The organism is Actinomadura meridiana (assembly GCF_039537545.1).
Lineage (GTDB): Bacteria > Actinomycetota > Actinomycetes > Streptosporangiales > Streptosporangiaceae > Spirillospora > Spirillospora meridiana.
Window position 1 is genome coordinate 22,847 of record NZ_BAABAS010000015.1, and the last position, 25,595, is coordinate 48,441.

At 70.0% G+C, this 25,595-nt stretch carries 28 protein-coding genes; 13 read left to right on the plus strand and 15 right to left on the minus strand.

Annotation, left to right across the window (positions count from 1 at the left end; translation table 11 throughout):
- Positions 1 to 2: 2 nt before the first annotated feature.
- Complete coding sequence (locus ABD808_RS21335; RefSeq protein WP_344899368.1) at positions 3 to 1,676, minus strand: LCP family protein; 1,674 nt, start codon at positions 1,674 to 1,676, stop codon at positions 3 to 5.
- Positions 1,677 to 1,914: 238 nt separating this feature from the next.
- Here ABD808_RS21335 and ABD808_RS21340 point away from each other — a divergent pair, with 238 nt between their 5' ends.
- Together ABD808_RS21340 and ABD808_RS21345 are read left to right on the plus strand one after the other, a co-directional pair.
- Positions 1,915 to 2,997, plus strand: coding sequence for a glycosyltransferase family 2 protein (locus tag ABD808_RS21340; RefSeq protein ID WP_425548956.1), 1,083 nt, complete (start codon positions 1,915 to 1,917; stop codon positions 2,995 to 2,997).
- 103 nt (positions 2,998 to 3,100) lie between these two features.
- Entirely contained in the window at positions 3,101 to 3,853 is a 753-nt protein-coding gene (locus tag ABD808_RS21345; RefSeq protein ID WP_344899372.1) for a hypothetical protein, read from the plus strand.
- Positions 3,854 to 3,876: 23 nt separating this feature from the next.
- Here the strand turns inward: ABD808_RS21345 and ABD808_RS21350 are convergent, their stop codons facing one another.
- Positions 3,877 to 4,626, minus strand: coding sequence for a glycerophosphodiester phosphodiesterase (locus ABD808_RS21350; protein ID WP_344899374.1), 750 nt, complete (start codon positions 4,624 to 4,626; stop codon positions 3,877 to 3,879).
- Complete coding sequence (ispD, locus tag ABD808_RS21355; RefSeq protein WP_344899376.1) at positions 4,623 to 5,324, minus strand: 2-C-methyl-D-erythritol 4-phosphate cytidylyltransferase; 702 nt, start codon at positions 5,322 to 5,324, stop codon at positions 4,623 to 4,625. The genes ABD808_RS21350 and ispD overlap by 4 nt, the downstream gene beginning before the upstream one ends.
- 375 nt (positions 5,325 to 5,699) lie before the next feature.
- On the opposite strand from ispD, the gene ABD808_RS21360 reads away from it, so the two are divergent.
- The 4 genes from ABD808_RS21360 to ABD808_RS21375 all read left to right on the plus strand — a co-directional run bounded on the left by ABD808_RS21360 (position 5,700) and on the right by ABD808_RS21375 (position 9,366).
- Entirely contained in the window at positions 5,700 to 6,443 is a 744-nt protein-coding gene (locus ABD808_RS21360) for a phosphocholine cytidylyltransferase family protein (RefSeq protein ID WP_344899378.1), read from the plus strand.
- Between the two features lie 46 nt (positions 6,444 to 6,489).
- Positions 6,490 to 7,545, plus strand: a complete 1,056-nt coding sequence (locus tag ABD808_RS21365; protein WP_344900160.1) for an iron-containing alcohol dehydrogenase family protein — start codon at positions 6,490 to 6,492, stop codon at positions 7,543 to 7,545.
- Entirely contained in the window at positions 7,535 to 8,386 is an 852-nt protein-coding gene (locus ABD808_RS21370) for a CDP-alcohol phosphatidyltransferase family protein (protein WP_344899380.1), read from the plus strand. Before ABD808_RS21365 ends, ABD808_RS21370 begins: the two co-directional genes overlap by 11 nt.
- 125 nt (positions 8,387 to 8,511) lie before the next feature.
- Positions 8,512 to 9,366: a glycosyltransferase family 2 protein gene (locus tag ABD808_RS21375; RefSeq protein WP_344900162.1), complete on the plus strand. Its 855-nt coding sequence runs from the start codon at positions 8,512 to 8,514 to the stop codon at positions 9,364 to 9,366.
- A 61-nt stretch (positions 9,367 to 9,427) separates the two neighbouring features.
- On the opposite strand, the gene ABD808_RS21380 is transcribed toward ABD808_RS21375, so the two are convergent.
- Positions 9,428 to 9,706 (minus strand): hypothetical protein, encoded by a 279-nt coding sequence (locus ABD808_RS21380; protein WP_344899382.1) that lies wholly within the window; start codon positions 9,704 to 9,706, stop codon positions 9,428 to 9,430.
- A 1-nt stretch (position 9,707) separates the two neighbouring features.
- Between ABD808_RS21380 and ABD808_RS21385 the strand changes: the two genes are divergently transcribed.
- Positions 9,708 to 10,160: a hypothetical protein gene (locus tag ABD808_RS21385; protein ID WP_344899384.1), complete on the plus strand. Its 453-nt coding sequence runs from the start codon at positions 9,708 to 9,710 to the stop codon at positions 10,158 to 10,160.
- Positions 10,161 to 10,399: 239 nt separating this feature from the next.
- Here ABD808_RS21385 and ABD808_RS21390 read toward each other — a convergent pair whose 3' ends face one another.
- From ABD808_RS21390 to ABD808_RS21400, 3 genes are all read right to left on the minus strand, one after another.
- A complete protein-coding gene (locus ABD808_RS21390; protein ID WP_344899386.1) occupies positions 10,400 to 11,227 on the minus strand; it encodes a hypothetical protein in 828 nt (275 codons plus the stop codon).
- A 93-nt stretch (positions 11,228 to 11,320) separates the two neighbouring features.
- Positions 11,321 to 12,682 (minus strand): NucA/NucB deoxyribonuclease domain-containing protein, encoded by a 1,362-nt coding sequence (locus ABD808_RS21395; RefSeq protein ID WP_425548965.1) that lies wholly within the window; start codon positions 12,680 to 12,682, stop codon positions 11,321 to 11,323.
- Positions 12,683 to 12,687: 5 nt separating this feature from the next.
- Entirely contained in the window at positions 12,688 to 13,200 is a 513-nt protein-coding gene (locus ABD808_RS21400) for a peptidase inhibitor family I36 protein (protein ID WP_344899390.1), read from the minus strand.
- A 295-nt stretch (positions 13,201 to 13,495) separates the two neighbouring features.
- Between ABD808_RS21400 and ABD808_RS21405 the strand changes: the two genes are divergently transcribed.
- From ABD808_RS21405 to ABD808_RS21415, 3 genes are all read left to right on the plus strand, one after another.
- Positions 13,496 to 13,684: a hypothetical protein gene (locus ABD808_RS21405; RefSeq protein ID WP_344899392.1), complete on the plus strand. Its 189-nt coding sequence runs from the start codon at positions 13,496 to 13,498 to the stop codon at positions 13,682 to 13,684.
- Positions 13,685 to 13,796: 112 nt separating this feature from the next.
- The gene (locus ABD808_RS21410; RefSeq protein WP_344899394.1) at positions 13,797 to 14,177 is read left to right on the plus strand and encodes a phosphotransferase; all 381 of its coding nucleotides are present in this window, start codon (positions 13,797 to 13,799) and stop codon (positions 14,175 to 14,177) included.
- A 170-nt stretch (positions 14,178 to 14,347) separates the two neighbouring features.
- Entirely contained in the window at positions 14,348 to 14,527 is a 180-nt protein-coding gene (locus ABD808_RS21415) for a hypothetical protein (RefSeq protein WP_344899396.1), read from the plus strand.
- Positions 14,528 to 14,615: 88 nt separating this feature from the next.
- Here the strand turns inward: ABD808_RS21415 and ABD808_RS21420 are convergent, their stop codons facing one another.
- Positions 14,616 to 14,804 (minus strand): DUF397 domain-containing protein, encoded by a 189-nt coding sequence (locus ABD808_RS21420; protein ID WP_344899398.1) that lies wholly within the window; start codon positions 14,802 to 14,804, stop codon positions 14,616 to 14,618.
- Entirely contained in the window at positions 14,801 to 15,613 is an 813-nt protein-coding gene (locus tag ABD808_RS21425; protein ID WP_344899400.1) for a helix-turn-helix domain-containing protein, read from the minus strand. The genes ABD808_RS21420 and ABD808_RS21425 overlap by 4 nt, the downstream gene beginning before the upstream one ends.
- Positions 15,614 to 15,723: 110 nt before the next feature.
- Between ABD808_RS21425 and ABD808_RS21430 the strand changes: the two genes are divergently transcribed.
- Together ABD808_RS21430 and ABD808_RS21435 are read left to right on the plus strand one after the other, a co-directional pair.
- Positions 15,724 to 16,179 carry an ATP-binding protein gene (locus tag ABD808_RS21430; RefSeq protein ID WP_344899402.1) on the plus strand — a complete coding sequence of 152 codons (456 nt, stop codon included), beginning with the start codon at positions 15,724 to 15,726 and terminating at the stop codon, positions 16,177 to 16,179.
- On the plus strand, positions 16,176 to 16,493 hold the full coding sequence (locus ABD808_RS21435) for a hypothetical protein (protein ID WP_344899404.1): 318 nt from the start codon (positions 16,176 to 16,178) through the stop codon (positions 16,491 to 16,493). The genes ABD808_RS21430 and ABD808_RS21435 overlap by 4 nt, the downstream gene beginning before the upstream one ends.
- Positions 16,494 to 16,522: 29 nt before the next feature.
- Here ABD808_RS21435 and ABD808_RS21440 read toward each other — a convergent pair whose 3' ends face one another.
- The 4 genes from ABD808_RS21440 to ABD808_RS21455 form a co-directional block, all read right to left on the minus strand.
- On the minus strand, positions 16,523 to 17,158 hold the full coding sequence (locus ABD808_RS21440) for a TetR/AcrR family transcriptional regulator (RefSeq protein WP_344899406.1): 636 nt from the start codon (positions 17,156 to 17,158) through the stop codon (positions 16,523 to 16,525).
- An 88-nt stretch (positions 17,159 to 17,246) separates the two neighbouring features.
- Positions 17,247 to 19,802: a HelD family protein gene (locus ABD808_RS21445; protein WP_344899408.1), complete on the minus strand. Its 2,556-nt coding sequence runs from the start codon at positions 19,800 to 19,802 to the stop codon at positions 17,247 to 17,249.
- Between the two features lie 79 nt (positions 19,803 to 19,881).
- The gene (locus tag ABD808_RS21450) at positions 19,882 to 20,406 is read right to left on the minus strand and encodes an SRPBCC family protein (RefSeq protein WP_344899410.1); all 525 of its coding nucleotides are present in this window, start codon (positions 20,404 to 20,406) and stop codon (positions 19,882 to 19,884) included.
- A gap of 25 nt (positions 20,407 to 20,431) precedes the next feature.
- On the minus strand, positions 20,432 to 21,022 hold the full coding sequence (locus ABD808_RS21455) for an HD domain-containing protein (RefSeq protein ID WP_344899412.1): 591 nt from the start codon (positions 21,020 to 21,022) through the stop codon (positions 20,432 to 20,434).
- A 90-nt stretch (positions 21,023 to 21,112) separates the two neighbouring features.
- On the opposite strand from ABD808_RS21455, the gene ABD808_RS21460 reads away from it, so the two are divergent.
- Positions 21,113 to 23,026 (plus strand): outer membrane protein assembly factor BamB family protein, encoded by a 1,914-nt coding sequence (locus ABD808_RS21460; protein ID WP_344899414.1) that lies wholly within the window; start codon positions 21,113 to 21,115, stop codon positions 23,024 to 23,026.
- Positions 23,027 to 23,028: 2 nt separating this feature from the next.
- Here the strand turns inward: ABD808_RS21460 and ABD808_RS21465 are convergent, their stop codons facing one another.
- Together ABD808_RS21465 and ABD808_RS21470 are read right to left on the minus strand one after the other, a co-directional pair.
- Positions 23,029 to 24,174 carry a glycosyltransferase family 4 protein gene (locus ABD808_RS21465; protein ID WP_344899416.1) on the minus strand — a complete coding sequence of 382 codons (1,146 nt, stop codon included), beginning with the start codon at positions 24,172 to 24,174 and terminating at the stop codon, positions 23,029 to 23,031.
- A 152-nt stretch (positions 24,175 to 24,326) separates the two neighbouring features.
- The gene (locus ABD808_RS21470) at positions 24,327 to 25,589 is read right to left on the minus strand and encodes a nucleotide sugar dehydrogenase (RefSeq protein ID WP_344899418.1); all 1,263 of its coding nucleotides are present in this window, start codon (positions 25,587 to 25,589) and stop codon (positions 24,327 to 24,329) included.
- Positions 25,590 to 25,595 lie beyond the last annotated feature (6 nt).

The following is a 25,595-nucleotide window of genomic DNA, read 5'->3' on the forward strand; positions in this document are numbered from 1 at the left end:
CCTCAGCCACAGAGCTTCTGGGTGGCGGAGTCGGTGTCGATGCCGCCGGTCGTCGGCTGCGTGGTCGGGGTGGCGCCCCTGACCTCGACGTCCTTCACGCCGTCCCAGTCCGAGCCGACCATGACCTGCACCACCTCGCCGAGCCCGGAGAGCTTCTTCAGCTTGGCGCCCGGGATCGCGGCCGCCAGGGTCTTGGCCTCGTCGGCGGCGCCCGGCCCGTACTGGATCTGCGTCGTGTGCAGGCCGCGACGCGCGACGCCGGGGGCGACGGTGACCTTGAAGCCGATGTCGCGCAACTGCCCGCCCGCCCTCGTCGCGAGGCCCGGTGTGCCGACCGCGTTCAGCACCCGGACGGAGATGTCGTCCGGCGCGACGGTCAGCTCGTTCTCGGGCTTCTTCGTCGGCGGGGGGCTCGGCTTCTTGGTCTGCTCGTCGAGCGGCTGGTCCCGCCGGATCTTGGTGAACAGGTCGCGCGCCTTGCCCCGGTCCCACTGGACGACCGACTGCGGCGCCGCCGAGTTCCACAGCATGGCGTTGAACCCCGGGTTGGACAGCGGGACCTTCGCGAACGTCAGGTTGTCGGTCGACAGGTCCTTCATCTGGTCGGTGAGCTTTGGCAGGTCGTCGGCGAGGTCGTGGTCGACCCGCAGCGACTTCAGCGCGGCCTTCAGGAACTTCGTCGACTTCACCGGGTCGCTGAGCGTCTTCGTCGACAGCGCCTGCTTCATCATCTGCGCCATGAACTGCTGCTGCCGGTCGATGCGACCGAGGTCGCTGCCGCCCGTCAGGGTGTAGCGGGCGCGGGCGAACGACAGCGCCTGGAGGCCGTCCACATGCGACTTCCCGGCGGGGAGCCGCAGCCCGCTCTTCGGGTCGTTGACGGCCTGTTCGGTGCACACGTCCACGCCGCCGAGCGCGTCCACCATGTGCACGAACCCGAAGAAGTTCACCTCGATGTAGTGGTCGATGGACACGCCCGTCGCGCGTTTGATGGTGTCGACCGTGAGGTCGGGCCCGCCGAACTGGTAGGCCCACGTCAGCTTGCCCGGACGGGACGGAATGTGTGCCCCCTTCGCCCCCTCCGAACCGTTCGACTTGTGCGCCGGGATCGTGACGTAGGAGTCACGCGGCAGGTTCACGATCGACACGCGGTCGTGGTCGCGGGACACGTGCACCAGCATCATCGTGTCGGACCGCTCCCCGGGCTGGTGCCCGAGCTTGGCCGCCTTCTGCTGCTCCCGCGTCAGTCCGTCGCGGCGGTCGACGCCCGCGACGAGGATCGTCATCGCGCCCTTCGGCGCGTCGCCGCTCTTGCCGAGGCCGTCCACCGAGATCTTGTCGATCATGCCGGTGACATAGTTCTGGAACGCCCACGCGCCGCCCGAGGTGAGCAGCACGAACGCCGACATCGTCCCGGTCAGCGTGAGGAAGCGCTTCTGGCGCCGCGCGTTCAGCGCCGCCCGCCGGCTCAGCCCCCGGCCCGGACGGCGCGGGCCGCGCGGCCCCTCCACCGACACCCGGGGCGCGGGCATCCCGTCGATGGTCACGCCCTCGATGTCGCCGTCGTCGCCCGCCGGGGCCCCCGACCCCGGACGCGGCCGGAAGTAGCGCTCCAGCGGATCGGCGTCCGGCGGGTCGCCCGCGCCGCCGCGGCCTGAGTCGTGCCCGTCTGCCATACCGGCGGCCGCCTCCCGTAGACGTCGTGCTGACCCGAGTCCACCCCACTCTAAAGTGGAGGGCACCCGTGCGTTCGCTACCTCGACCTCGTGTCCGTGCAGTAACGTGGCGCCGTCTCGACCACACCCCGACGGCCCGCGCGCGAATCTGGGTGGCGTGGGCCGCGTCAGGCAAGCGAGCAAGAGAGAGGAAGGGCGCGACGCCGCCGTCCTGGCGGGGCGGTGCCCGCGAGCACACATGAATCCGTCTCCCCGTGCCCAGAGCGCCACGCAGCAGGAAACACAGGAAGCCGTGAACCCTCGCTCCGACCCCGCTGAACGCACCTGGCCCGCGGTGTCGGTGGTGATGCCGGTCCTGAACGAGGAGCGGCACCTGGCCGACGCCGTCCGCGGCATCCTCGCCCAGGACTATCCGGGCGAGCTGGAACTCGTGCTCGCCGTGGGGCCGTCCAGGGACCGCACCGAGGAGATCGGCCGCAAACTCGCCGCCGAGGACCAGCGGGTCCTGGTGACCACCAACCCGACCGGGCGCACGCCGCAGGGCCTCAACATCGCGATCAAGGCGTCGCAGTACTCGATCATCGTCCGGGTGGACGGGCACTCGCTGCTGCCGTCCGACTATGTGCGCGCCGCCGTCGAGACGATGGAGGAGACCGGCGCCGACAACGTCGGCGGGATCATGGCTGCCGAGGGCGTCACCCCGTTCGAGAAGGCGGTCGCGCGGGCGATGACGTCCAAGCTCGGCGTCGGCAACGCCCGCTTCCACACCGGCGGCGAGGCGGGCGAGGTCGAGACCGTGTACCTCGGCACGTTCCGGCGCAGCGCGCTCGAGCGCGTCGGCGGGTACGACGAGACGTTCGCCCGCGCGCAGGACTGGGAGATGAACCACCGCATCCGGCAGACCGGCGGCCGGGTGTTCTTCACGCCGCGGATGCGGGTCACCTACCGTCCGCGCCCCAACCTGCGGGCCCTCGCCAAGCAGTACTTCCACACGGGCCGCTGGCGGCGTGTCGTCGGCCGCGAGCACCAGGGCACCCTCAACCTCCGCTACCTGGCGCCGCCGATCGCCGTGGTCGCGATGACCGTCGGCGCCGTCGCCGGGGTGTTCGGCTTCTGGCCGGGATGGATCGTGCCCGGCGGGTACGCGGTCGCGCTCGTCGCGGGTGCGGCGGTGGAGGGACGCGGGCTGCCGCCGTCCGCCTGGGCACGGCTGCCGCTGGTGTTCGCCACCATGCACCTGACCTGGGGCGTCGGATTCCTGACGAGCCCGCCTCGGCTCGGCCAGCCCGCTCCGGTCAAACCCGGCGAATCCGTCCAGTAGCGGGCAAATTCCGCAGATCGACCTCCGAACCCTCGTGCTCTACCGTGCGTCTCAGGGTTAGGTTTGGCGGGATCCTGCCGCCGACCCGGTCTGGAGGGTGGCCATGTCCAACGGAGCACGGCACGGACTCGGCGTGGTGATCGGCCTGCTCGTCACGCCGGTCATCGCGATGTGCCTCATGTACGGCACGTCGAAGCTGACGCGGTTCGTGCAGATCATGGCCGGCGACAGCGGCGAGCGCTGGGCCGCCGCCGGGGTGCTGCTGATCGCGGCCGTGCTCGTCGGGCTCGTCGCCGGGACGCGGGTGTCGCCGCTGGCGTCGCTGATCCCGGGCGCCGCCTTCGCGGTCGTCGGCTTCCTGTGGGTCGCCGCGCCGCGCTGGAGCTTCGAGAACTCGCCCCGCGACCTCCTCACCGGCGAGACCCGCAACGGCTACCTGATCGTCGCGCCGTCCGGCTTCCTGCTGGTGCTGGGCATCGGGCTTCTGGTGGCGTCCGTGGCGCCGTCCCGGTGGCAGGCCCGCGTGCCGGCCACGCCGCGCTACGGCGGCCCGCCGCCCGCGCCGATGGGCCCGCCGCCCCTGTACGGGGGCGCCCCGGCGCCCATGGGAGCGCCGCACCAGCTCCAGCCGCCGCAGGCACCGCCTTCGCCTTCGCCGTCTTCGTCGCCGTCGCCCTGGCAGGGCACGCCGCAGTACGGTCCGGGGCCCGGGGCGTCCAACCCGCCGCCGCTGCCGTCCTCGCCGTCTTCGTCCCCGTCTCCGGCTCCGGCCGAGCAGCCCAGGGCGTCCGGGAGCGGGTCGGACGACGATGACGAGCCCGGCGAGTGGACGCGCATGTACGGCGGCAACCGCTGACCCTCAGAGTGCCGTGCTGACCCTCAGAGCGCGGTGAGCACGCCGGGGACGTCGTTGACGACCATCGCGTCGAACCCGGCGGCCGCGTAGTCCGGCGCGGTCTCGGCGGTCGGGCACCACACGACGGTCTCCAGGCCCGCCTTGTGCGCGGCGTCCACGCACTGCTCCAGCGGGGGCAGCCGCGTGTCGGGATGTTCGAGGCCGCACGACGCGGTGTGCACGGCGACGGCGTCCAGCCCGAGACCAGCGGCGGCCGGGATCGCGTGCCACAGCGGGAACCGCAACCATGTCAACAGCCCCAGCGGGACGCCGGGCAACTCGTCCCGTAGGAACGTCAGCAGCGACGGGTCGAACGACGTGACGAGCAGCCTGCGCCGCTTCGCCTCCTGCCTGAGCACCGGCAGCAGGAGGGCGCCGGTGCGGCGGGACGGGTCGTCCACCGCGTCCGCCAGGACGGTCTTGACGTCGACGTCCACGGCCACGTCCGGGGGCAGCGCGTCGAAGATGTCGGCGAGGCGGGGCAGCCCGCTCGCGGCGGCGGTCAGCTCAACCAGATGCTCGCCGTCGGGCATCGTCGGGTCGTGCCGCAGGACGAGGTCGTCGTCGGCCGTGCGCGTCACGTCGATCTCGACCCAGGACAGCCCGGCCGCGACGGCGGCGAGCAGCGACGGCAGCGTGTTCTCGGCGACGGGCCCCGCCGCGCTGGGCGGTATGGGCGCGCCCGACCCGTGGCCCCGGTGCCCGATGACCGTGGGCGTGCTCTCGAAGATCAACGGACGTCCTCGATGGCGAGATGCTCGGCGACGACCGCGTCGAGCGGCCGGGTGACCTTGAGGTTGCGCTCGCTGCCCGCGACGACGCGGATGGGGACGTCCGGCAGGTAGCGGTGCACGATCCCGCAGTCGTCGGTGGCGCGCAGGTCGGGGTCGGCGAGCGCTAGCTCGTACGCCTTGCGGATCGTGCCGAGCCGGAACCCCTGCGGGGTCTGGAACCGGCTCATCGTCTCGCGCGGCGGCATCGACACGACCAGGCCGTCCTCGACCACCACCATCGTGTCGGACGCGGGCACGCCCACCGCGACGGCGTCGTGACCGTCCAGGGCTTCGAGCACGCGGTCGATGACCGGGGCGTCCACGAACGGGCGGGCCGCGTCATGGAACAGGACCCGCGCGTCGTCCGGACGGTCGTCCAGCACGCGCAGCGCCGCGACCGTGGACGCGGTACGGGTGTCGCCGCCCTCGATGACCGCCGCCGTCTTGCGGAACGGCGCGGCGATCGCGGCCGCGTCCCGCAGGTGCCCGGCCGCCATCACGACCACCATCTCGTCGACGCCGGGATGCGCGTCGAACGCGCCGACCGCGTGCGCGAGGATCGGCCGTCCGCCCACCTCCATGAGCTGTTTGGGACGTCCGGCGCCCATCCGCGCGCCGATCCCGCCCGCCAGCACCACCGCGACCGTTCGCGTCGCCATCACACCCCGGTTCCCGCGACAGGCGGTCATCGGACCGCTACGCTGTGCACCTGCCATTGCTCACACGGCCGCCCGAAGATCCGACGGGTCAGGCGCTTCCAACGCCGGAGGGCTGGTCACGCTCAACGTACCGTGCCGTTCCGGGGGGTGTGGGGGGTCGTCCCCCCACAGGGAAACGTGCCCGGTTACGAGGGTGTGGCGGTATGGTTGCCTGGCCGTGCCGGGGGCCGTGCGGCCATGTCGGTACCGGGTCGGTGTCGGCAGGGAGGGGCCGGATGTCGGGGCTTTGTGGGCCTTGTCCGGGTTGCTCCCATTCGCATACGCGGCGGCGTCCGCCTACGTTGGCGTGATGGTCGACCTGGAGAGAGGGAACGCATGATCGGCATGGTGCTGGCGGCGGGCGCGGGCCGGAGGCTGCGACCGTACACCGACACCCTCCCCAAGGCCCTCGTCCCCGTGCGCGAGACGGCGGACGGCGAGACGACCATCCTCGACATCGCGCTCGGCAACCTCGCCGAGGTCGGGCTGACCGAGGTCGTGATCGTCGTCGGCTATCGCGCCGAGGCGGTCGAGGAGCGCGGGGCCGCGCTTGAGGAGCGGTACGGCGTGTCCCTCACGCTCGTCTACAACGACAAGGCCGAGGAGTGGAACAACGCCTACTCACTGTGGCTGGCTCGGGAGCATTTCTCCAAGGGCGTCCTCATGGTGAACGGTGACACGGTTCATCCGGTGAGCGTGGAAAAGACCCTATTGGCCAACCGGGGACCGGACATCCTCCTCGCAGTGGACGATGTGAAAACTCTGGCCGACGAGGAGATGAAGGTCGTCCTCGACGGCACCGGCCACCTGGCGACCATCACCAAGCTCATGGACCCGTCCACCGCCGACGGCGAGTACATCGGCGCCACCCTCATCGAACCCGCCGCCGCCGAACCGCTCGCGGCGGCGCTCAAGACCACCTGGGAACGCGACCCCGACCTCTACTACGAGGACGGCTACCAGGAGCACGTGAACCGGGGCGGCCGGATCGGCGTCGCCCCCATCGGCGACGTCCCCTGGGTCGAAGTGGACAACCACGACGACCTGGAGAAGGCCCGCCGGATCGCCAAGGGCTACTGACCGCGAACGCGACCGAGCGAGGAGGCCCATGCCCCTGCTGACGCGGATGCTGAACGCCCCGCTGACCATCGACGTACGGCGCGGCGCCGTCGCCGGACTCGGCGAGCTGCTCGCCGACAAGCGGATCGCCCTGGAGGGACGCGTCGCGATCGCGGTCGGTCCCGGCCAGGGAGACCAGATCGCCGAACACGTCCGGTCGTCACTGTCGGCGTGCGAGGTGTTCCATGTCGAGGGCGGCACCGTCGACGCCGCCGTCGAACTCAGCGCCAAGCTGCGCGCCGGGTCCTACGAGGCCGTCGTCGGCATCGGCGGCGGGCGGACGATCGACGCCACCAAGTACGCGGCGACCCTGTCGGGCATCCCGATGGTGTCGGTCGCGACGAACCTGTCCCATGACGGGATCTGCTCGCCGGTCGCCTCGCTCGTCCACGACAAGGGCAAGGGCTCGTTCGGCGTGGTGATGCCGCTGGCGATGTTCGTCGACCTCGACTACGTGCACGCCGCGCCGGGACGTCTCGTCCGCGCCGGGATCGGCGACGTGGTGAGCAACTTCTCCGCCGTGGACGACTGGCTGCTCGCCGCCGACGAGTGCGGCGAGCGCGTCGATGGGATGGCGATGACCGTGGCGCGCACGGCCGCCGAGGCGGTGCTGCACCAGCCGGGCTCCATCGAGTCCGACCGGTTCCTGACCGTCCTCGCCGAGGGGCTCGTCCTGTCCGGGATGTCGATGGCGTTCGCGGGCGACTCCCGTCCCGCCAGCGGCGGCGACCACGAGATCCTGCACGCCATCGACCAGCTGTTCCCCGGCACCGCCAACCACGGCGAGCTGGCCGGGCTCGGCGCCGCGTTCTGCTACCACCTGCGCGTGTCGCACCTCGGCGTCGGCAAGGACCGGCTGGAGGAGATCCTCGCGTGCCTGGCCCGGCACGGCCTGCCGCGCGTCCCAAGCGACATCGGGCTGACGGTCGAGCAGTTCGCCGAGGCCGTCGCGTACGCCCCGCAGACGCGGCCCGGCCGTTATACGATCTTGGAATTTCTCGGTCTCGACAAGGGCGCGACCCTCAAGGCGGTGGAAGAGTATGTCCAGGCCCATGGAGGCTGAGATCCCCGTGCGGAACCCCTCCACCGACCCCCCGGACGACCGGCGGCCGCACCGCAGGGGCACCTCCGTCGCCGACATCCGCCGCTACGGGCAGCCGCCCGGGTTGAAGGACCGGCGCAACGAGGAGCACTGGGCGGGCCGCCTCTACATGCGCGACCTGTCGCCGTACTTCGCGTGGATCGCGCTGCGTCTCGGGCTCAGCCCCAACCAGCTCACCTACCTGATGATGGCCAGCGGCGTCGTCGCGGGCGTCGTGGTGTCGCTGCCCTTCGCCCCCCTGTGGACGGCCGTCGGCGGCGTCGTCCTCATCCAGGTCTACCTGCTGCTCGACTGCGTGGACGGCGAGGTCGCCCGCTACCTTCGCCGCACCTCGGTCGCCGGGGTGTTCCTCGACCGCATCGGCCACTACCTGTCGGAGGTGTCGCTGCTCGTCGGCCTCGGCTTCATGGCGCAGGGCGGCTGGGACAACGGCGGCTGGGTCGAGCTCGGCCTGCTCGCCGCGCTCGGCGCCGCGCTGATCAAGGCGGAGACCGACAACGTCGTCGTCGCGCGGGCCAAGTCGGGCCTGCCCGCCGACCCCGACGGCGGCGACCGCGCGCTGCGCCCCCGCTCCAGCGGCATCGCCCTCGCCCGGCAGGCCGCGTCCATGCTGCGTTTCCACCGCATCATCGGCGCCGTCGAGCTGTCGCTGCTGATCCTCGCCGCCGCCGTGATCGACGTCGCGAACGGCGCCGACGACCCGGTCGCCGTCCGCGTCCTGATGGTCGCGGTGGCCGCCGTCGCCCTCTCGCAGACGCTGCTGCACCTGGTCAGCATCCTGGCCTCCCGGAGGCTGAAGTGACCTCCTGCGTGGACGGCGACGCCGTGGACCCCCGCGAGGCGGACCCCCGCGAAGTGGACCCGCAGGCAGAGGCCCGCGATCAGCCCGCGCGCGGCGGCGTCCCGATCTCGGTCGTGGTCCTGACGATGGGCAACCGTCCGGCGGAGCTGGCCCGCGCGGTCCGCAGCGCCCTCGACCAGGAGCACGTCGACGTCGAGGTCATCCTCGTCGGCAACGGCGTCTCCGGCGACTGGTGGCCCGGCGACGACCAGGTCTTCGACGACAAACGCGTGACGCTGCTGCGCCTCCCCACCAACGTCGGCATCCCGGCGGGGCGCAACCGGGGCGTGGAGGCGTCCAGTGGCGACCTGATCGTGTTCCTGGACGACGACGGCTGGTACCGCTCCACCCGTCTCGGCACCCATCTGCGCGACCGGTTCGCCGCCGAGCCCGACCTCGGCGTGATCTCGTTCCGCGTCCGCGACCCCGAGGGCGGGCGCGGCATGCGCCGCCACGTCCCCCGGCTGAGGGCGGGCGACCCGGAACGTTCCTCCGCCGTCACCACGTTCCTCGGCGGCGCCTGCGCCATGCGCCGCAGCGCGTTCGACGCGGGCGGCGGCCTCCCCGAAGACTTCTTCTACGCCCACGAGGAGACCGACCTCGCCTGGCAGGTCCTCAACGCCGGATACCGCATCGTCTACGACGCGTCGGCGGTCATGTTCCACCCGGCCGTCCTGGCCACGCGGCACGACATGTTCTACCGGCACAACGCCCGCAACCGCGTCTGGCTGGCCCGCCGCAACCTGCCGTGGCCGCTCGCCCTCACCTACCTCACCGTATGGATCGGCATGACCGTCCTACGCGAACGCAAGCCAAGCGTCCTCAAACCATGGCTCAAGGGCTTCGCGGAGGGCTGGCGCAAACCAGCAGGCCCCCGCCGCCCCATCACCTACCGAACCGCCTGGCGCATGACCCGAACAGGCCGCCCCCCCATCATCTAGACCTCGTAGTGGCGAACGCCCTATCCGACCGCCATGCCGGGGTAGGGCCTCCTCGGAACGTCTAGACGAAAGAAACGCAATCGATTGCGATTCTTGCGAGGGGTGAAATCATGGAAGCGGTCAGGCGCACGAAGAGGCGGGACGCGGACATCTCGAACCGCGCTACTTCCTCGCGGGCGCCGCCCCAGGGGATCGGATCGAACTCCCCGCAGAGCTCCATCGGGTTCTCGGTCAGGTGGTGGAAGCACTCCAACACGGATTCGCCGTCACGGTGGCGCCACTGACGAAGACGCTGACGACGTAGCAGGCCGCCGACCTTCTGGGGGGTCAGTCGACCCACGGTGATCAAGCTGCTCGTTGAGGGCAAGATCCCCTACGAGAGAACGGGGACGCACCGGCGGATCCTGCTGGGCGACCTGCTCGCCCACAGTGAGCGGCGGCGGGCCGCGCAGGGCTGGGAGGGGCTGGAGGGCTCCTACGGTCTTCCGGATCCCAATGACGAGCACGTCGTCGCTGCGGCCGTGGTCACAGGTGCCGGAGTGATCGTCACACACAACACCAAGGATTTCCCACCGGCCAGACTTCCCGGCGGGCTCGCCGTGATCCCTCCGGCCGAGTTCGCCGCCAACAACGCGGCTCCGCATCCGCTCAAGGCCCTGGCCGCGGTCGAAGCAATCGTTGAACGCTCAGGCACTCGGGGCCCCAAGCGAACCGAGGAAGACGTGCTGGCAGTTCTTGCCGAGCGGTACCGCATGAACGATGCCGTCGAGATCATGCGCGAGGCTCGCAAATAGCGGTGACCAGGTGAACAGGCCGGGGGAGTGGAATGTGAATACGTGGCGGCTCGTCCGGAGCGTCCTAGACGAAAGAAACGCAACTCGGATCTCGACGTCCACCGCGACGGTGCGCACGTGGACGGCCACAGACTTACCAATGTCGATGGTATTGATAAAGTGCGTGCTGTAGCGGTCGAGCATCGCGAACCTGATTAGAGGTATCAGTGAACTCCGGGCTTCGCTGTGACAATTACGTCCTAGCCGCCGAAGACGCGTCCGCGTGGAAGGCGATCGCTCACCTGTCTCCGGATGGTGTCCAGGACGTACAACATACTCCTTGTGTAGTCGTCTACCTCGCCGATGTGGCTGCGATGTTCCAGTGTCGCGAGGGCGACTTTCCATTGCCGGGTCGTTAGTGTCACAGGCACCTCACCGCCGGGTTCCGTCTTGTAGCCGATGATGTCGCGGATCTCCCGGCAGTCTTCGGCGATGTCGTCGATGTCGCCGTTCTGGATCTCGCTGAGGGCCATTTCCTGAACTTCGGTGGACAGGGTATTGCACTGTTCCGTTGTCATCGTGACGGTGAGGGTTTCGGTGGAGCTGCGGTCGGGACGGACGATAGGCTGGCCGTCGTCGTCAATCTGGTAGTCCCAATCCGGGGCCGCTGCCGGGACGGGCCATAGCCGCAGCAGGTGCGTCTGGTGGCGGGGGGTCAGATAGCGGGAGTACAGGCGCAGCCGGTGGCCTGCGTCACCGCCCAGGTCTAAGGCCAGCACTTCTGGGCCGCTGGCGGCCAGTACGCGGAGCCGTCCCGCGCCGACGGAAACGAAGGTTTCGGTGACTTCGGCGAAGGAGCCACCAGCGACGCGCAGCGGGGGTTCAGCGGCCCAGTCTTCTGCGGTGATATCGATGACGCTGGCCGTGGTGCCGGTGTTGACGAGCACATCCCCCTCGAACGCATCAAGGGTACCGTGACTGCGCATCGTCAGGTCGGGGACCGCAGGCAGGTTGTCGCTGGTGGAGATCCGGTACCACTGTTCTGTAACGATATGTACGACGCCCTGGGAACTGGCAAGGGGGGGCACAGCGAATCTCTCCTTCCTGGACGTGTGGTCGGGCCAGCGTACCCACAGGTTGTGCCCCTGGGCACGCTGGCCCGTGGTGTTACGTGGCGTCGGTTAATACTGGTCGCACTGCTTCACTGTCGGGATCTCGGATGGGGCGTTGAGAACCCACACCCAATAGGGGTCACCGGGAATGTACTTGTCGTTCTCCTTGAGGGCCGGCAGGATCCGGTTGGGCTTGTAAAGGGCGTTCTCCAGCGCATTGCCGTGGTTGGAGTTCTGGTCTTGGGGCAGGAACGCGCAGGAGCGACGCACGCTCACGGTGCCACCTTCTTCGGCAGAGGCGTAAGGGTATTCGTCACAGGACAGCCCGAGCGATGAGGCTTTCTCCCGCCACGGGTTGCACGCTTTCCTGCGGTTCTCGTCACGGGTGACCGGGTCGGCCCGGTGGAGCGGGTTGCCGTAATTGATGTGCCCGTAGTGCTTGAGATTGTCGCGCACATCGATGGCGTACAGGTTGTGTTTGACGACTTCCCTGTAGTCCCCAAACTTGGGGTCCGGGTTATTGTAGTCGATGTAAAAGATGGCAGCGGCGGCGTTGCCCATATAGAACACGCATCCGTGTCCACCGATGTAGGTCTCCTTGTCGCATCGGACGTTGAACGGGTCGTTAAGTGGGTTCGCGCTGTTGCTGCCCGGCCACCCGTGGTCGGTGGTGAGAGTCAAGATAGCGGTCGGGTTGCTGTATCGGATCTTCTCGTCACCTGGTATCGAGGTCGGCAGTTCATAGTAGGTGTAGGTGTCGGGGAAGATTCTCTTCTTGTCGACCTTGGGCTTCTCACAGCGGTTCTGCGGGCAGGCAAGGGAGACGGCGAGATACGGCGCAGCCTCGAACAGGTCGGGGGCCATGTCCGTCGCGGTCACGCCAACCTGCATGAGCCATGTGTGGTTCTTGGCGCTCAATGTCGCCCACACGTAGTAGTGGATGTAGGTGCCGACCTCGCCGGTGTCCTCGTTCAATAGCCGGCCGGTGCTCTCGTAACAGGCGTGGAACCGATCGTAGTTGGTATGCCCCAGCTTCTGGGAGCATAGCTTCGTCGGTGGGTTCGGGTTGGCCTGGTCGTGCTTGATCTTGGCCGGGTCTGGCGCCTTGGGCGTCTTCGTCGGATCGGTCGGTTCGAAGCACCAGTGTGCCGGGCCCTGGCGCGGGAGAGTCTTCTTCCGGTGCGAAGACGTTGGTGTCGCGCACGATCTTCTGGGCATAGCGCGTTGCTGCTTTTCTAAGAAGCCTTTCTGCGCCGCAGGGTCGTTCGGGTCACGGCGGGCCTGGTCCGGGTCGGTGATCGGACTGGATGAGGCCGATGCCGTGCTCGTTGGTCCCTGCCCGCCGCCGGGGCTGGAGGCGAATCCGGTCAGGGTGAGCGTCAGCGCGCTCACCGCCATTGCGGCTGCCAAAGTGATGCAGTGGCGTCTCATCTGCGTCACCCGCAGAAGGTTTCGAACGCGTCGGCCTTGTTGTCAGCGCCGCCGGCATTGGTGGACTCCCCACTTGGGTTCTCGGTCCACAGGGTGCTCGGTGGCTGCGTGTCCTGGTCGTATACCAGCACGGTGTGCTTCGTGAAGTTCTGCCAGGACGATGTGCTGTTGCCGAACCCGTAGTCGGTAAGGAACTGCCACAGGCCTGTGGCGCCACAATCGCGGAAGCTGAGCTTGCGGCCCCCATAGTTGGTGTTCTGGAAGAAGCAGTACCAGCCGCTGGCACATAACCCGGCGGTGGCACCGGCGGCGGGGATAGTGAGCACCGCACCGTTATCGAACGTGACGGTTCCGGGCCCGGTTTGCCGGGCACCGGGATGCTCGGCCACGACCTGGGAAACCTGCCGCAGCACGTTTGTCCCCGCGCCCTCGGGGGCGGCCTGCGCGGGAGAGGCGGTGAGCAGCGTGACGGCGGCGGCGCTGGCGGTGCCCGCTCGGGCAACGTGAGAGATTCTCATGTCTACTCCTTCGGGGGGGCGATCACCCTGCATGACTTCGTTCGACAGAGTGGCGAAGTGATCTTCGCCCCGCCGAAGCTAGATCAATTCGACCGAACAAGGAATAGTCAAGGATGTTGAGTATTGGCTTACAGTTGCCTCTGCCTGCGCGGGGCCGCATCCGGCCATTCAGATGTAAGCCACGTCAGCATGACGGGAGCCCGCACCAGCCGCCATCCCGGACCGGCCCGGTCGCCGGGAGACTCCGCGTCTCGCGGATCAGGCCACCGCGCGGGACCTGCGGATCCTGGTCGAGATGGGGACGCAGGTCAAGGCGCACGTCGCGCTGGGCGGCCGGTTGGTGCACGGCTGCCAGAGCGGGCAGGAGGTCAACATGGCCGGTGGGTGCGTAGTCCCGTTCGGCGCGGACATCGGCAGGTTCCGCGACGAGTTGAGCGCCTTCCGCCACGAATGGATCGAACGGGTACGAGCCTGTGGCAGGTGACGAGCACGAGGGGCGGTCAGGGGCGTTGTCCGTCCGCCCGGCCACGCTGACCGGCCTCACCCGCAGACTTGGAGTCTCGGTCACGCACCGGGAGGTGGTCCGAGCCTGGTCCATGTCGGCCGTTGAACGCCTGTTCCTGGAAGGTGGGTCCACCGCGATCCTCAAGTACGCCGTCGCTGAATTCGCGGCAGAAGCGAACGTTCTCCGGCATGCGTCCGTCCACGGGGCTCCGGTGCCACAGCTCATGGCCAGTACCGTCCAGGGGGACGGAAGCCTGGTCATGATCATGGAGGACCTCGGCACAGAGATTCGTGAGGCCGGGCTGAAGGACGCGGCCGAAGCGGCGGTGTCGATCCATGCCTGCCCGCCCCTACCGGGCAGGCCGGTCCTGGACGCCGATGGGCTGGCCGCGCTCCCGGGCAAGGCGTTGGGATGGCTCGACGCCCTGCGGGCAGAGGGCCGGTGGTTGGACGCCGACGACATCGCCCTGTAGCTGTCGCGGGTCGCCGAGGCGGCCCACCACCGCGCTCGCGGCGCGCACATCCCGCCATACGGCATGTGCCACAGCGAGTTCCACCCCACGTCCCTGCACATCGGTGCGTCCGGCCTACGCGTGCTGGACTGGGCACGCGCGCCTATACCGGAAACGGCCTTCTAGATCTGGTGTCGTGGCAGGGCACCTGGACGCACCCCGAGGCGTGGCAGTGCGTCGTGTCCGTATTTCCGACTGATGGCGACCGCGCGCGGCTCGCCGATGCCGCGCAGATCAACTTCCCCGCGACGCAGATCGAGGAAGTCGCCGCACTACTCGGCGGCAGGCGGCAATCACACGAACCGGTGTGAGCGCGGCATGACGAAGCCCGCTCCACCTAACGCGAACCCCGACCCACCACCAAGGTAGGTCGGGGTCTCAGTGTGCCGGGAGGTCGGGTTACGGTTTATCCAGGTCGCCTGCCTTGACGTCACGTACGAGAAGGCGGAAGGTCTCCTGGGAGAGTGCGAATGTGGGGCCGTTCGGGTCTTTGCTGTCCCGCACGCCGACGCTTCCTGGACGCTGAGCGACCTCCACGCAGTTACCGCCGGACGTGTTGCTGCGGGACGCCTTGCGCCAAACGATCATCGGTAGGTCTCCAAAGCTTTTTCGAGAATGGCCCGCGTTGAGCCGATTCCTTCTGCCGTGTCGCTTACTCGGTCGTACATTACTGCATACTTCTGGACATCCCCCGGGTCGGTGACGAGCCGTCCGCGTACCGGGGCGTCTGCGAACGCGACATCCCTATCATCCACCGTCATAACTTGGAATGAGCCGTCTAGTCCGACATGGGACCTCGCGTTTCGCTCCAGAACGCGTAGGTTGACGTTGGGTAGCTCCGTGACCGCGAGCAGATGGTTGATCTGTTCGCGCATCACGTCGTCGCTCCCCACGGGTTGAACGAGCACGACCCAGCTCAGGATTGCGGTCATGTGCGGCGGGGTGGGCTGCCCGAACACGGCGTCCTGCCGGGCGAGCCTTGTCTTCACGGCCTTCTCGACGTCGTCGACCATCCCTGTGGAGAGTGCGGCCCGCGCGTAGTCCTCGGTCTGGAACAGTCCCGGGATGAGGAGTGCCTCCCACATTCGATGTCGTGTCGCCCGCGCCTCGTGCCATGTCAGCCCGGTGAACCAGTCGCCGTCATCGGACGCCTCCGCCCAGCGGACGAGCCGTGCGAACGGGATTACGGGTCTCCATATCCGGTCCAGCTCCACCGCGTACTTGATCGACAGATGAATGGACGCGTTCTCAACCCGCGAAACATACGAACGATGACACCCAATGCTGTTGGCGAGCGCCTGACCGGTCAAACCGGACAACTTGCGGAGTCGTAGCACTTCAAGGGCTATGAAGTGCCAGATCGAACGGTCTGGGTTCAGGTCGTCGCGCACTGACATGGGAGCCTCCGGGGGTTACTGGTGTTCGCGAACGTAGAAAAGATAACTCGTGGCGGCGCATGCTGTGTGGTGAACGGCGCAAATATCTCATCCGTAAGGTGATATCGGGTATGAGCGGGTATGTGCGGCAAATTCCGACATGTGGGGCGCGGGGAGAAGCATCCGCGCCCCTCATGAAGGGCCTACTTCTGAAATGTCTTCCCGAGGAAGTGTCGCTGGCTCGCCGGGCCATCCGGAAGAGCCTCTCCGGCTATCGACGGGAAGTCGTCGACAACGTGGAGCAGTGTGCGAGTGAGACTGTCGCGAACGCCATAGTTCACTCGGGCGGCGAGGGCGATGGCGAAGACGTGACCATCATGCTCGTCATCGTGGAGTTGCGGGAGAAGGTTCGAATCGAGGTCATCGACGGTGGGGCGGAGGGCGGTGTACCGGAAATCGGTGCACACGATGACATGGAGGGGGAGAGCGGGCGGGGGCTGTTCATCGTCGAAACGCTCGCGGACGCTTGGGGAACGTATGTCGACGAGCATGGCCGAAACGTGTGGTTCGAAGTCAATCTTCCGTGACCACCGCGACCTCGAAACAGAAGGATTGCTTCTGGATGGGTGTACTCAGTAAAATCTGGATGCGCTGGCAGCTTGAAGCCCTGCGCATTCGATTTCCGGAATGGGATATCGTCCGCACCGGCCGCGACGTGTGGCACATCAAGAAGCCGCCGGTGAACCGCGTCATCATCGGAAGACTCGAAACCGTCCATGGTGAGATTGAATGGTTCGAGAAGCTCCTCGGGAACGGTGTTGTACCAGTTGGGCGGCTGCGCTCCTCAGGTGGACGGGACGCAGGAGCGGAATGCGACTCAACTAATATCGCCGACGACTGACGAACGACGTCCGAGCGGCCTGGTCGGGGTCAGCGGGTTAGGGCGTTGCAGATCAGGGTTGTTAGTTCTTTGGTTATGTCGTCTTGGGTGATGTCTTGTGCCTGGGTGTGGCAGTGCTGGACGAGGTTGTCGGCGGCGCCGATGATGGCCAGGGCTGTGAGGCGGTAGTCGCGGTCGGTGGCCTCGCCTCGGGCGACGGCGTCGCGGGCGAGGGCGAGGAGCGCTTCCGTCCAGTGGGCGCGTCGGTTCAGGCGGTGGTGTTCCAGCGCGGCGCTCACGCCTATGGCCTCGACGAAGGCGATGCGGGCCCAGCGGGAGTCGCCCGCGGCGGCGGTGACGAACGCCTGGACCGCCTGGCGTACCCGCGTTTCCAGGTCGGCGTCCGCCGTCTCCGTGTATGCGGTGGTGAGGGCTTGTGCGGCGCGTTCGTCGATGGTGCTGTGCAGGGCGGTGAGGAGTTCTTCGCGGCCGGAGAACTCCTCGTAGAAGTTGCGGGTCGACACGCTCGCCGTCGCGCACAGCCGTTCGATGGACGTGGCCGCGTAGCCGCGCGTGCCGAACAGTTCGAGCCCGGCCGTCAGCAGCCGGTCCCGCCGTTCGGCGCGCCGCTCCTCCGCCGACCGACCGCCGTAGCTTCGCCTGGGTGCGGGATTGCGGCCGCTCATGCGCTCTCCGTTCCCCCGTGCGGATGGGGCAGCGCCAGCCTAACCCGGCCTCCGGAGCGGTTCTCACCGCCGCGGTGGCCAGGGTGTGTCACTGGGACGCCGGAGAACCGGGGAGGAGCGTGGTGCGCCAATCGGGGGCGGACGTCAGGACGGTGAGGTGCTGCGTCGCGCGGGACACCGCCACGTACAGGACGCGCAGCCCGCGGGGGGACTGGGCGGCGACGGTCTCGGGGGCGACGATCACCGCCGCGTCGAACTCCAGTCCCTTGGCCTCCAGGACGTCGAGCACCTGGACGCGGTCCGGCAGGCCCGCGCCGATCCGGTCGCGGTCGGCCTCCGTCCAGAACTGCGTTCCCGTCGCGGCGGGCTCGTCGAACAGGGTGGCCTGGGCGTTCGGTTCGTCCAGCGGCATGGGGACGATGACGCCGATCGTGCCCTCGACCTGGGTGAGCAGTTCCTCCGCCGCGTCACGGGCGGCGGTGGCGAGATCGGGTTCCGGGACGACGCGGACGATCGGGTCGATTCCCGACGAGCGGACGGCGCGAGCCGGGCGGGCGTCGGGGAGGGCCTTGGCCAGCACGCGTGCGGACACGGCCGCGATCTCGGTGGAGTTGCGGTAGTTCGTGGTGAGTTCGTACTCGTGGCGGGGGCGGGCCGTGTCCTTGTGTGGGGACGACCCCCCACGCCCCCCGGAACGGCCCGGTGCGGGCTTGCGGCCGCGGCGGCGGGACCCGGTGGTGCGTGCTCCGCCGAGGGCCGCGTCCATGGCCTGGCGGGCGGCGCCCAGGTCTTCCCAGGCGCTCTGGGCGGGGTCCTCCACGATCGTCCAGCTGGCGTGGCGGCCCCGGCGGCCCAGCATCCGCCACTGCATGGGGGACAGGTCCTGCGCCTCGTCGACGACGATGTGGGCGTACTCGGGGCGTTCGTCGGTCACGCCGTCGTCGACGCGGCGCGACCGCTCCAGCCGCTCGATGGACGTGGTCAGCTCCCGCATCTCCGGCTCCCACGTGTCGTCCGCGACGTCCTCGCCGGTGAGGATGTTGACGCCGTCCACGACGAACGGGTCGTCGTCGGCCGGAGCGCGGCCCCGGGACGGGCGCGGCGGCGAGCCGAGCAGGGAGTCGAGCTCGTCCAGCAGCGCGACGTCCTGGTAGCTGGTCGCCGTGCCCGACCAGGACGCGGCGAGCGGCTCGATGTCGGCGCGGTCGAGGTCGCGTCCGGCGGCGCGGCGCAGCCGGGACGGGTCGCCGAGCGAGCGCAGCACGTCGCGCGGTGCGCGGATCGGCCACCAGGCGACCAGGAAGTCGGTGAACGTCCGCTGCTCGCGGACCCGCGCCTCGAACTGGGCGCGCTTGGAGTCGCCGGGACGGGCGCCGTTGCCGCGCGCCGGGCCGTCGCCGTTCGACGGGCGGGTCTCGTTCGGGTCGTCGTCGAGGGAGGCGAGGCCGTCCTCGGCGAGGATCGCGTTCCACAGCGCGGTCTCGGCGCTCTCCGCGGACTCGGCCGCCGCCGGGCCGCCGACATCGGTGAAGCGTCGCCACAGGGCGTCGAGGAGCAGTTCGGCGGCGCGGCCCCGGGCGGCGTTGACGCTGCCCCGGCTGCGCCGGTGGACCTCGTTCCTGATCCGGTCGAGCCGGGCCCGGTCGAGCGTCACGACGACGCCCTTGAACACGACGCGCAGCTCGTCCGGGGCGCCGGGCGCCTGGTCGGTCACGGCGCGGCGCAGCACGGTCGCCATCGCGTCGGCGCCCTTCACGCGGGCGAGGCGCGGCGGGTCGTGGACGGTCGCGGACGCGCCGTCCACCAGGTCGCCGAGGGAGCGCAGCGCCGCCGACCCCTCGCCGAGGGACGGCAGCACCCGCTCGATGTAGGCGGTGAACCGGCGGTTCGGCCCGATGACCAGCACGCCCCGGGACCCGAACCGGCGCCGGTGCCGGAACAGCAGGTACGCGACGCGGTGCAGCGCGACGGCCGTCTTGCCGGTGCCGGGGGCGCCGCGCACCAGGACCGTCCCGTCGGCGGGCGCGCGGATCACCTCGTCCTGCTCCCGCTGGATCGTCGCGACGATGTCGCGCATCGCGCCCTCGCGGGTGCGGGCGAGCGAGGCGAGGAACGCGCCGTCGCCGACGACCGTCATGCCGTCGGCGGCGTCCGGGTCGAGCAGGTCGTCCTCCAGGTCGACGACCGTGTGCCCGCGCGAGTGCAGGACGCGGCGCCGGACGACGCCGCGCGGGTCCTCGGGGGTGGCGCGGTAGAAGTCCTCGGCGGCGGGCGCCCGCCAGTCGATGACCAGGGAGTCGTGCTCGCTGGTCCGCACGCCGACGCGGCCGATGTAGCGCACCTCGCCGGTCTCCTGTTCGCCGGGGGCGAGGTCGAGACGGCCGAAGACCAGGCCGTCGTCGGCGACGTCCAGCGCCTGGGCCCGCAGCGCCGCCTGGTGGACCATCGCGTCCCGGTCGACGAGCGACCCCTTGGTGCCCGCGAGCGATTGCCGGTACCCCTCGCGGATCATGGCCTGGGCGGCCGCGCGCATCTCCTCCAGCCGCGCGTACGCGAGATCGACATAGCGCTGCTCAGTGGCGATCTCCCGATCTTTCACGGTGCCACCGGGATCCGTCAAACGCCCGTTGACCTGGGACGACATGCAGATGCTCCTCGCACATATGCCGAGCCGGGGACATCCCCCGGCTGCCGAAAGGGCGAAGGAACAGCTTATGCGAACGTCATCCCCGAGGCGTTCCCGTCACCGGTGTGCGGCCCTTCTCCAGGCCCGCCTTGATCCGCCCGAGCGTGGCCCGCATCCCCGCCCGGTTGACGGCGGCGCGCTTGTCGGCGGGGACGCCGAACATGCGGCCGAGCAGGGAGGTGATCGGGGCGCTGCGGTTGTCGCGCCGCAGATCCTCCCAGTACTCGGTGAGCCGTGTTCTGGGCGTGGACGACCCGTCCGCGATGTCCTCGATGCGGTACCCCCAGAGCGCGACCGGCATCCCGAACGTCGACACACGGAACGCGAACGCCTCACCCGGCACCGCGAGCGTCACCTGGCACGTCGTGAACCACACATGCCACCTGATCCGGTTGAACCCGACGAACTTCACCCCTGGCACGATCGCGTTCCCGCGCACCCAGGCGGCGAACACCTCCGGACTCCACTCCCGCATCCGCCGAGGATCAGCGACCGCCCCGTAAACGTCCCGCGGCCCAGCCTCAACAACAACACTCTCTTCAACAACCCACTCACGGCTCATGACGTACCTTCCTCGCTGTTCTTCGTTAGTGGAGGTGGGCGAAGTGGCGTTGCCAGTTGGCGTACCACGTCTGGAACCAGGGGTGGGGAGTGGCCAAGGGGATGATGTACGTGATGGTTTCGGCGTAGTAGCGGCGTTGGAAGTCGAGGGGCATCTTGTCCAGGGTTTGGACGTTGCTGGCGCGGTCGGCGAGCTTCACCAGGATGGCCTTTTCGGGGGCTTGGCCGAGGCGGCGTAGGTAGGCGGTCTTGGCGGCGCGCTTGTCGCGGCGGCTCTGGCCTGTGGTGGGGGGTTTGGTCACCCAGTCGACCAGTTCTGTGACCTCTGCGCCGAACTCGGCTTCCACGTCGGTGAGGGTGGCCGAGGTGTCTTCTACTGCGTCGTGCAGGAGCGCGGCCGAGAGGATTGCCGTGTCGGTTACGCCTGGGCCCCGGACCAGGACCTCCAGGGCTTCCAGGAGGTGCTCGACGTAGGGGGCGCCGGTCGGACGCAGTTGGTCGCCGTGCCAGCGTTGGGCGGCGTCGGCGGCGCGGGCCAGGGCGTCCACGTCGACCTCGGTGCCGGTGAGGGCGGCCCGGGCCTCGTCCCAGGTTCGCCAGTCGGTGAAGCGCTCCACGTTCCTCTCCGTTCTGTCGCGCCGACGCCCGGCACAAGGCATGGTGGGTGTCGTCCTGCAAGACGGTACGCGGAAGGAGGCGGCGCGGTCGTGGTGGGGAGCCGCCAGTGCCGGGGTGGCCGGACGGAGCTGAGGCGCGGCGCGCGCGTCGCGCTCGGTCTGGTTTCCGTGGCGGTGTCCATCGCGTTGTGCGCCGTGTTCGTCGACCGGTTCGTGCTGGGCGCGGAATGGTGGCAGGTCCGGCATACCGTGACCGCCGAGCCCGTCACGCCACAGAGCGACCTCGGGCCGCCGCCGGGGCCGCTCGCCGTGAGCTGGGAGCGGACGACGTCGGCGCACCACGGGTCCGTCGCCGGATACGAGGGCGTCGCCTACGCGGTCGCGCAGGGGCAGGTCGTGACGGCGTCGGGCAGCGGCATCGAGGTGCGGGACGCGCGCACCGGCGGGGGCCGCTGGAGCTACCGCCGCTCCGGGTGGACGCTGCTCGGCTGGACGTCCACCCGGTCCCGCCTGGTCGCCTACTTCGAGCGGGACGGCGACCGCGGCGACCGTCTCCTCGTCGCGTTCGACGCGCTGTCGGGCGGCCTGCTGTGGCGGCGGGAGGGCGAGCGTCCCGCCGCGGTGTCCCGGACGACGCTGCGCTGGCCCGCCGGTTCGGGCGTGCTGCTCGTCACCGACGAGGACCGCCGGACGCTGTTCGGCGTCTCGGCCGTGTCGGGGAACCGGGTGTGGCGGCTGCCGCTGCCGCGCGGCTGCCGGTTGGCGGAGGGCGGGGCGCGCCCGTCCGACGGCCGGGAGACGCTGTCCGCGCTGGCCCTGGACTGCGCCGGGGACAAACACCGCACCCGCCTCCTCGCGATCGACCCGGCGAAGGGGGCCGTCCGGTGGGACCGGCGGCTCGGCTCGGGGGAGTCGCCCGAGGTGACGATGCTGGACGGTGTGACCCTGGCGTCCGACGGCACGGCCCTGCGCGCCTTCGACGCCGGTGGCGACCAGTTCGGCGAATGGCAGGGCGACGGGGTCTGCGGCGACGCGATGTGCCCGGCCGTGCTGGTGGCGGGGCGGCTCGTGATCGTCTACCACCCGGACAAGGCCAAGCGCGGCGTGACCAGCATGCAGGCGGTGCGGGTGTCGTCCGGCGAGCTCGAATGGGAACGGGACGTGCCCGCCTACACGGCGCTCGCGCAGGCGGGCGGCCGCGTGTACGCGCTGCGTTCCCGGCTGTCGGGACGGCTGCTGCCAGCGGGAGTGGACATCGTCGAACCGGGTGACGGGAGCGTCTCGACGGTGCCCGCGCCGTTCTCGATGAATCCCGACCTGCCGGGCGTGCGGCCGTGGCTGGCGGCGGCGGGCGGGCTGCTGTACGCGGCCGTCCCGCAGGCGGCGCCGCGTCCGGAGGGCGCCGTGCGGCTGATCGCGCTGCGCGGCGGGCTCACCGGGACCGGTCCGGCGGAGCTGGGCGGCGTCCCGGTGGCGGACTGGCCGGACGCCTGCTCCCTGCTCAAGGACGTCGACCTGGCCGCCGCGCGCATGGCGGGCCACACCGCCGAACCCGCCCGCACGACCGCGGGAACGGTGCGGTTGCCGAACCCGGTGTCCTGCACCTACACGCCGCCGAAGAAGGACGGCAAACCGAAGTCCCGCAAGGGGAAACACGACAAACCAGACAAGTCTGCGACGCCGACTCCGACGTCGGCGACGACGCCCACGCCCACCCGGAGAGGCGTCGACGCGACCGTGGGGAGCGTCAACGTCAGCCTTCGCTGGGTCGCGCGCACGGGCCAGGACGCCGCCCGGATGCTGGACGCCCTCCAGGCCGCGCAGGCGCAGGCCAGGCGGCGCCGCGACCTCGGCGCCGACGAGGCGTACGAGATCGGCCCGGCCGCGGGCACGATCGCGCTGCGCGTCGGACGCTACGTCGTGGTGCTGGAGGCCGACCGTCCACCAGGTGTGGCGGCCCGTCTCGCCCGGTCGGTCGCGTACCGGCTGCACCAACCGGCCTGACCTCAGTATTCGGGGACGGGCTCCGGCCCAGGCTCCGGCTCCGGCTCGGGAACCGTGACGGACGACTGGCCCGCCCACGTCTCCAGTTGGGCGACGAACCGTTCGGCGTGGACGGGCCAGTGGAACCGCGCCCGCGCCGCCTGGTAGCCGCGCTCGCCGAGACCGGTGCGCAGGACCGGGTCGTCGCGCAGCCGCAGGACGGCCTTGGCGGCGGCCTCCGGGTCGCCGAACGGAACGACCAGCCCGCAGTCGGCGGGCTCGACGATGTCGACGGCGGGCGGGTTCGGCGTGGTGACCACCGGGATGCCCCGGGCCATGTACTCCACGACCTTGGTCGGCATCGAGTGCCGGTAGTTCGGCTCGTCGTGCAGCAGCGCCAGCCCGGCCGTCGCGCCCTCGGCGATCCGCAGCGCCCGGTCGTTCGGGACGAACCCGTACCAGCGCAGGATCCCCTCGCGCTGCGCGGCCCGCAGCGGCTCGCGGACGTCGGCGTCGGCGGCGCCGATCAGCTCGACCAGCACGCCCCCGGCGGTCAGCGGCCGGGCCATCTCGATCATGTCGAGCGTGCCGCGCGCCCGCGAGAGCTGCCCGACGTAGACGGCGCGTCCGGCGGCGGGTGGCGGGGGCGGGCGGTCGGAGACATAGGTGGTGTTCGGGACGACGGGATGGTCGTCGCGGAACCGGGAGCGGTAGCCGTCCTCGGCGAGCAGCAGCCGGTGCCGCCGCTCGCTGCGCCGCTCCAGATGCCGGACGGCGGGCCGCAGCACCGGACGCGCCGGCCCCGGCACCCAGCCCTTGGCGCTGAGCGCGGCGGCGGTGTCCTCGTGCACGTCCCAGACGACCGTCCGCTCCCGCACCTGGCGGGGCAGCGACACCAGCAGCTCGGGGTCGTGCAACAGGATCACGTCGGCGTAGGCGGCGTGCTCGGTGAGGGCCCGGTGGGCGGCTCGCAGCGCCCGGACGCGGCGCCGTCCGGTGGCGCGCGGGACGTCCACCGGGCTGATCTCCCGCCACGGGGTCGCGTTGCACGCCCGGAACGGAGCTATGTATGTGACCTCGTGCCCGGCATCGAGGAGCGCGCGTATCTGCCGGTGCAGAATGCGCGCGTCCTCGGGATGATGCACGATCGTGCAAACACAGACCCGCATTATCACTCACTCCGGCGGACGCAGATTCATGGACTATGAACCGAGTCTTTGGCGCCGATGGAAATTGCCGATGAATTCCCGCTTGCCACGGCATGGCCGCAGCCGGGCGATTGCGTCCCCCGTGGTAGAGGCCCCGTGGTGGCGCGGCTGTGTCAGAGCAGTTCGACGGTCGGGGAGGTCGCGCCGCGCGTGCGGCCACGGGTGTCGAACAGCAGCCGGGCGTGCCCGGTCAGCGTCGCGGCGTCGTAGGCGGCGTGGTCGGCGAGGATGATCGTCAGGTCCGCCGCCTCCAGCGCCGCGCGCAGGTCGCCGCCCGCGTGCGGGACGGCCGTCCCGTCGACGTCCCAGGACGCGATGAACGGGTCGTGGAACGTCAGGTCGGCGCCGAGCCGGGCCAGCCGCCGCGCCACCGGACGGGCGGGCGACTCGCGCTGGTCGGCGATGTCGGCCTTGTAGGTGACGCCGAGCAGCAGGACCCGCGCGCCCTTCAGCGCGCGTCCCTCCCGGTTGAGCAGCAGCTGGGCGCGTTCGGCGACGTAGCGCGGCATCCGGTCGTTGATCTCCTGGGCCAGCTCCACGAACCGGAACGGGTAGCCCAGCGAGCGGACCTTGTACGACAGGTAGTTCGGGTCGATCGGGATGCAGTGCCCGCCGACGCCCGGCCCCGGCCGGAACGCCTGGAACCCGAACGGCTTGGTGGCGGCGCAGTCGATCGCGTCCCACAGGTCGATGCCCAGCTCGTTGCAGAACACCGCCATCTCGTTGACCAGCGCGATGTTGACGTGCCGGTACGTGTTCTCCAGCAGTTTCGCCATCTCCGCCTCGCGGGTGCCCTTGGCCTCCACGACCCGGTCGACGAACTTGCCGTAGAACGCCGACGCCGCCGACGCGCACGCCGCCGTGAGCCCACCGACGATCTTCGGCGTGTTGCGGACCCCGTACACCGGGTTGCCCGGGTCGATCCGTTCCGGCGAGAACGCCAGGTGGAACTCGTCCCCGGCGACCAGGCCCGACGTTTCCAGGATCGGCCGGACGACCTCGTCCGTCGTGCCCGGGTAGGTGGTCGACTCCAGCACCACCAGCGTTCCGGGCTCCACGTGCCGGGCGACCGTCTCGGCCGCGCCGCGCACGGCGGTCAGGTCGGGGCCGCCGTCCGGGGACAACGGCGTCGGGACGCAGATGACCACGGTGTGGGCGCCGTCCAGGACGTCCTCCTGGAGGCTCGGCACGAACCCGGCCTCCAGCATCTCCTCGATCTCGGCGGGCGCGACGTCGTCGATGTGCGACAGCCCGGCCTTGAGCCCGGCGACCACGCGCGCGTCGCGGTCGAGACCGGCGACCCGAAGGCCCGCCCGGCAGGCCTCCCGCGCGAGCGGCAGCCCCACGTAGCCGAGTCCGATGACCACCAGATCCACGCCGGT

Coding starts and splice junctions, on each gene's coding strand:
- ABD808_RS21335 (WP_344899368.1), bottom strand. CDS start 1,676: ATGGCAGACGGGCACGACTCAGGCCGCGGCGGCGCGGGCGACCCGCCG.
- ABD808_RS21340 (WP_425548956.1), top strand. CDS start 1,915: ATGAATCCGTCTCCCCGTGCCCAGAGCGCCACGCAGCAGGAAACACAG.
- ABD808_RS21345 (WP_344899372.1), top strand. CDS start 3,101: ATGTCCAACGGAGCACGGCACGGACTCGGCGTGGTGATCGGCCTGCTC.
- ispD (WP_344899376.1), bottom strand. CDS start 5,324: ATGGCGACGCGAACGGTCGCGGTGGTGCTGGCGGGCGGGATCGGCGCG.
- ABD808_RS21360 (WP_344899378.1), top strand. CDS start 5,700: ATGATCGGCATGGTGCTGGCGGCGGGCGCGGGCCGGAGGCTGCGACCG.
- ABD808_RS21365 (WP_344900160.1), top strand. CDS start 6,490: ATGCTGAACGCCCCGCTGACCATCGACGTACGGCGCGGCGCCGTCGCC.
- ABD808_RS21370 (WP_344899380.1), top strand. CDS start 7,535: ATGGAGGCTGAGATCCCCGTGCGGAACCCCTCCACCGACCCCCCGGAC.
- ABD808_RS21375 (WP_344900162.1), top strand. CDS start 8,512: ATGGGCAACCGTCCGGCGGAGCTGGCCCGCGCGGTCCGCAGCGCCCTC.
- ABD808_RS21395 (WP_425548965.1), bottom strand. CDS start 12,682: ATGAGACGCCACTGCATCACTTTGGCAGCCGCAATGGCGGTGAGCGCG.
- ABD808_RS21400 (WP_344899390.1), bottom strand. CDS start 13,200: ATGAGAATCTCTCACGTTGCCCGAGCGGGCACCGCCAGCGCCGCCGCC.
- ABD808_RS21405 (WP_344899392.1), top strand. CDS start 13,496: ATGGGGACGCAGGTCAAGGCGCACGTCGCGCTGGGCGGCCGGTTGGTG.
- ABD808_RS21410 (WP_344899394.1), top strand. CDS start 13,797: ATGTCGGCCGTTGAACGCCTGTTCCTGGAAGGTGGGTCCACCGCGATC.
- ABD808_RS21420 (WP_344899398.1), bottom strand. CDS start 14,804: ATGATCGTTTGGCGCAAGGCGTCCCGCAGCAACACGTCCGGCGGTAAC.
- ABD808_RS21425 (WP_344899400.1), bottom strand. CDS start 15,613: ATGTCAGTGCGCGACGACCTGAACCCAGACCGTTCGATCTGGCACTTC.
- ABD808_RS21430 (WP_344899402.1), top strand. CDS start 15,724: ATGAGCGGGTATGTGCGGCAAATTCCGACATGTGGGGCGCGGGGAGAA.
- ABD808_RS21440 (WP_344899406.1), bottom strand. CDS start 17,158: ATGAGCGGCCGCAATCCCGCACCCAGGCGAAGCTACGGCGGTCGGTCG.
- ABD808_RS21445 (WP_344899408.1), bottom strand. CDS start 19,802: ATGTCGTCCCAGGTCAACGGGCGTTTGACGGATCCCGGTGGCACCGTG.
- ABD808_RS21450 (WP_344899410.1), bottom strand. CDS start 20,406: ATGAGCCGTGAGTGGGTTGTTGAAGAGAGTGTTGTTGTTGAGGCTGGG.
- ABD808_RS21465 (WP_344899416.1), bottom strand. CDS start 24,174: ATGCGGGTCTGTGTTTGCACGATCGTGCATCATCCCGAGGACGCGCGC.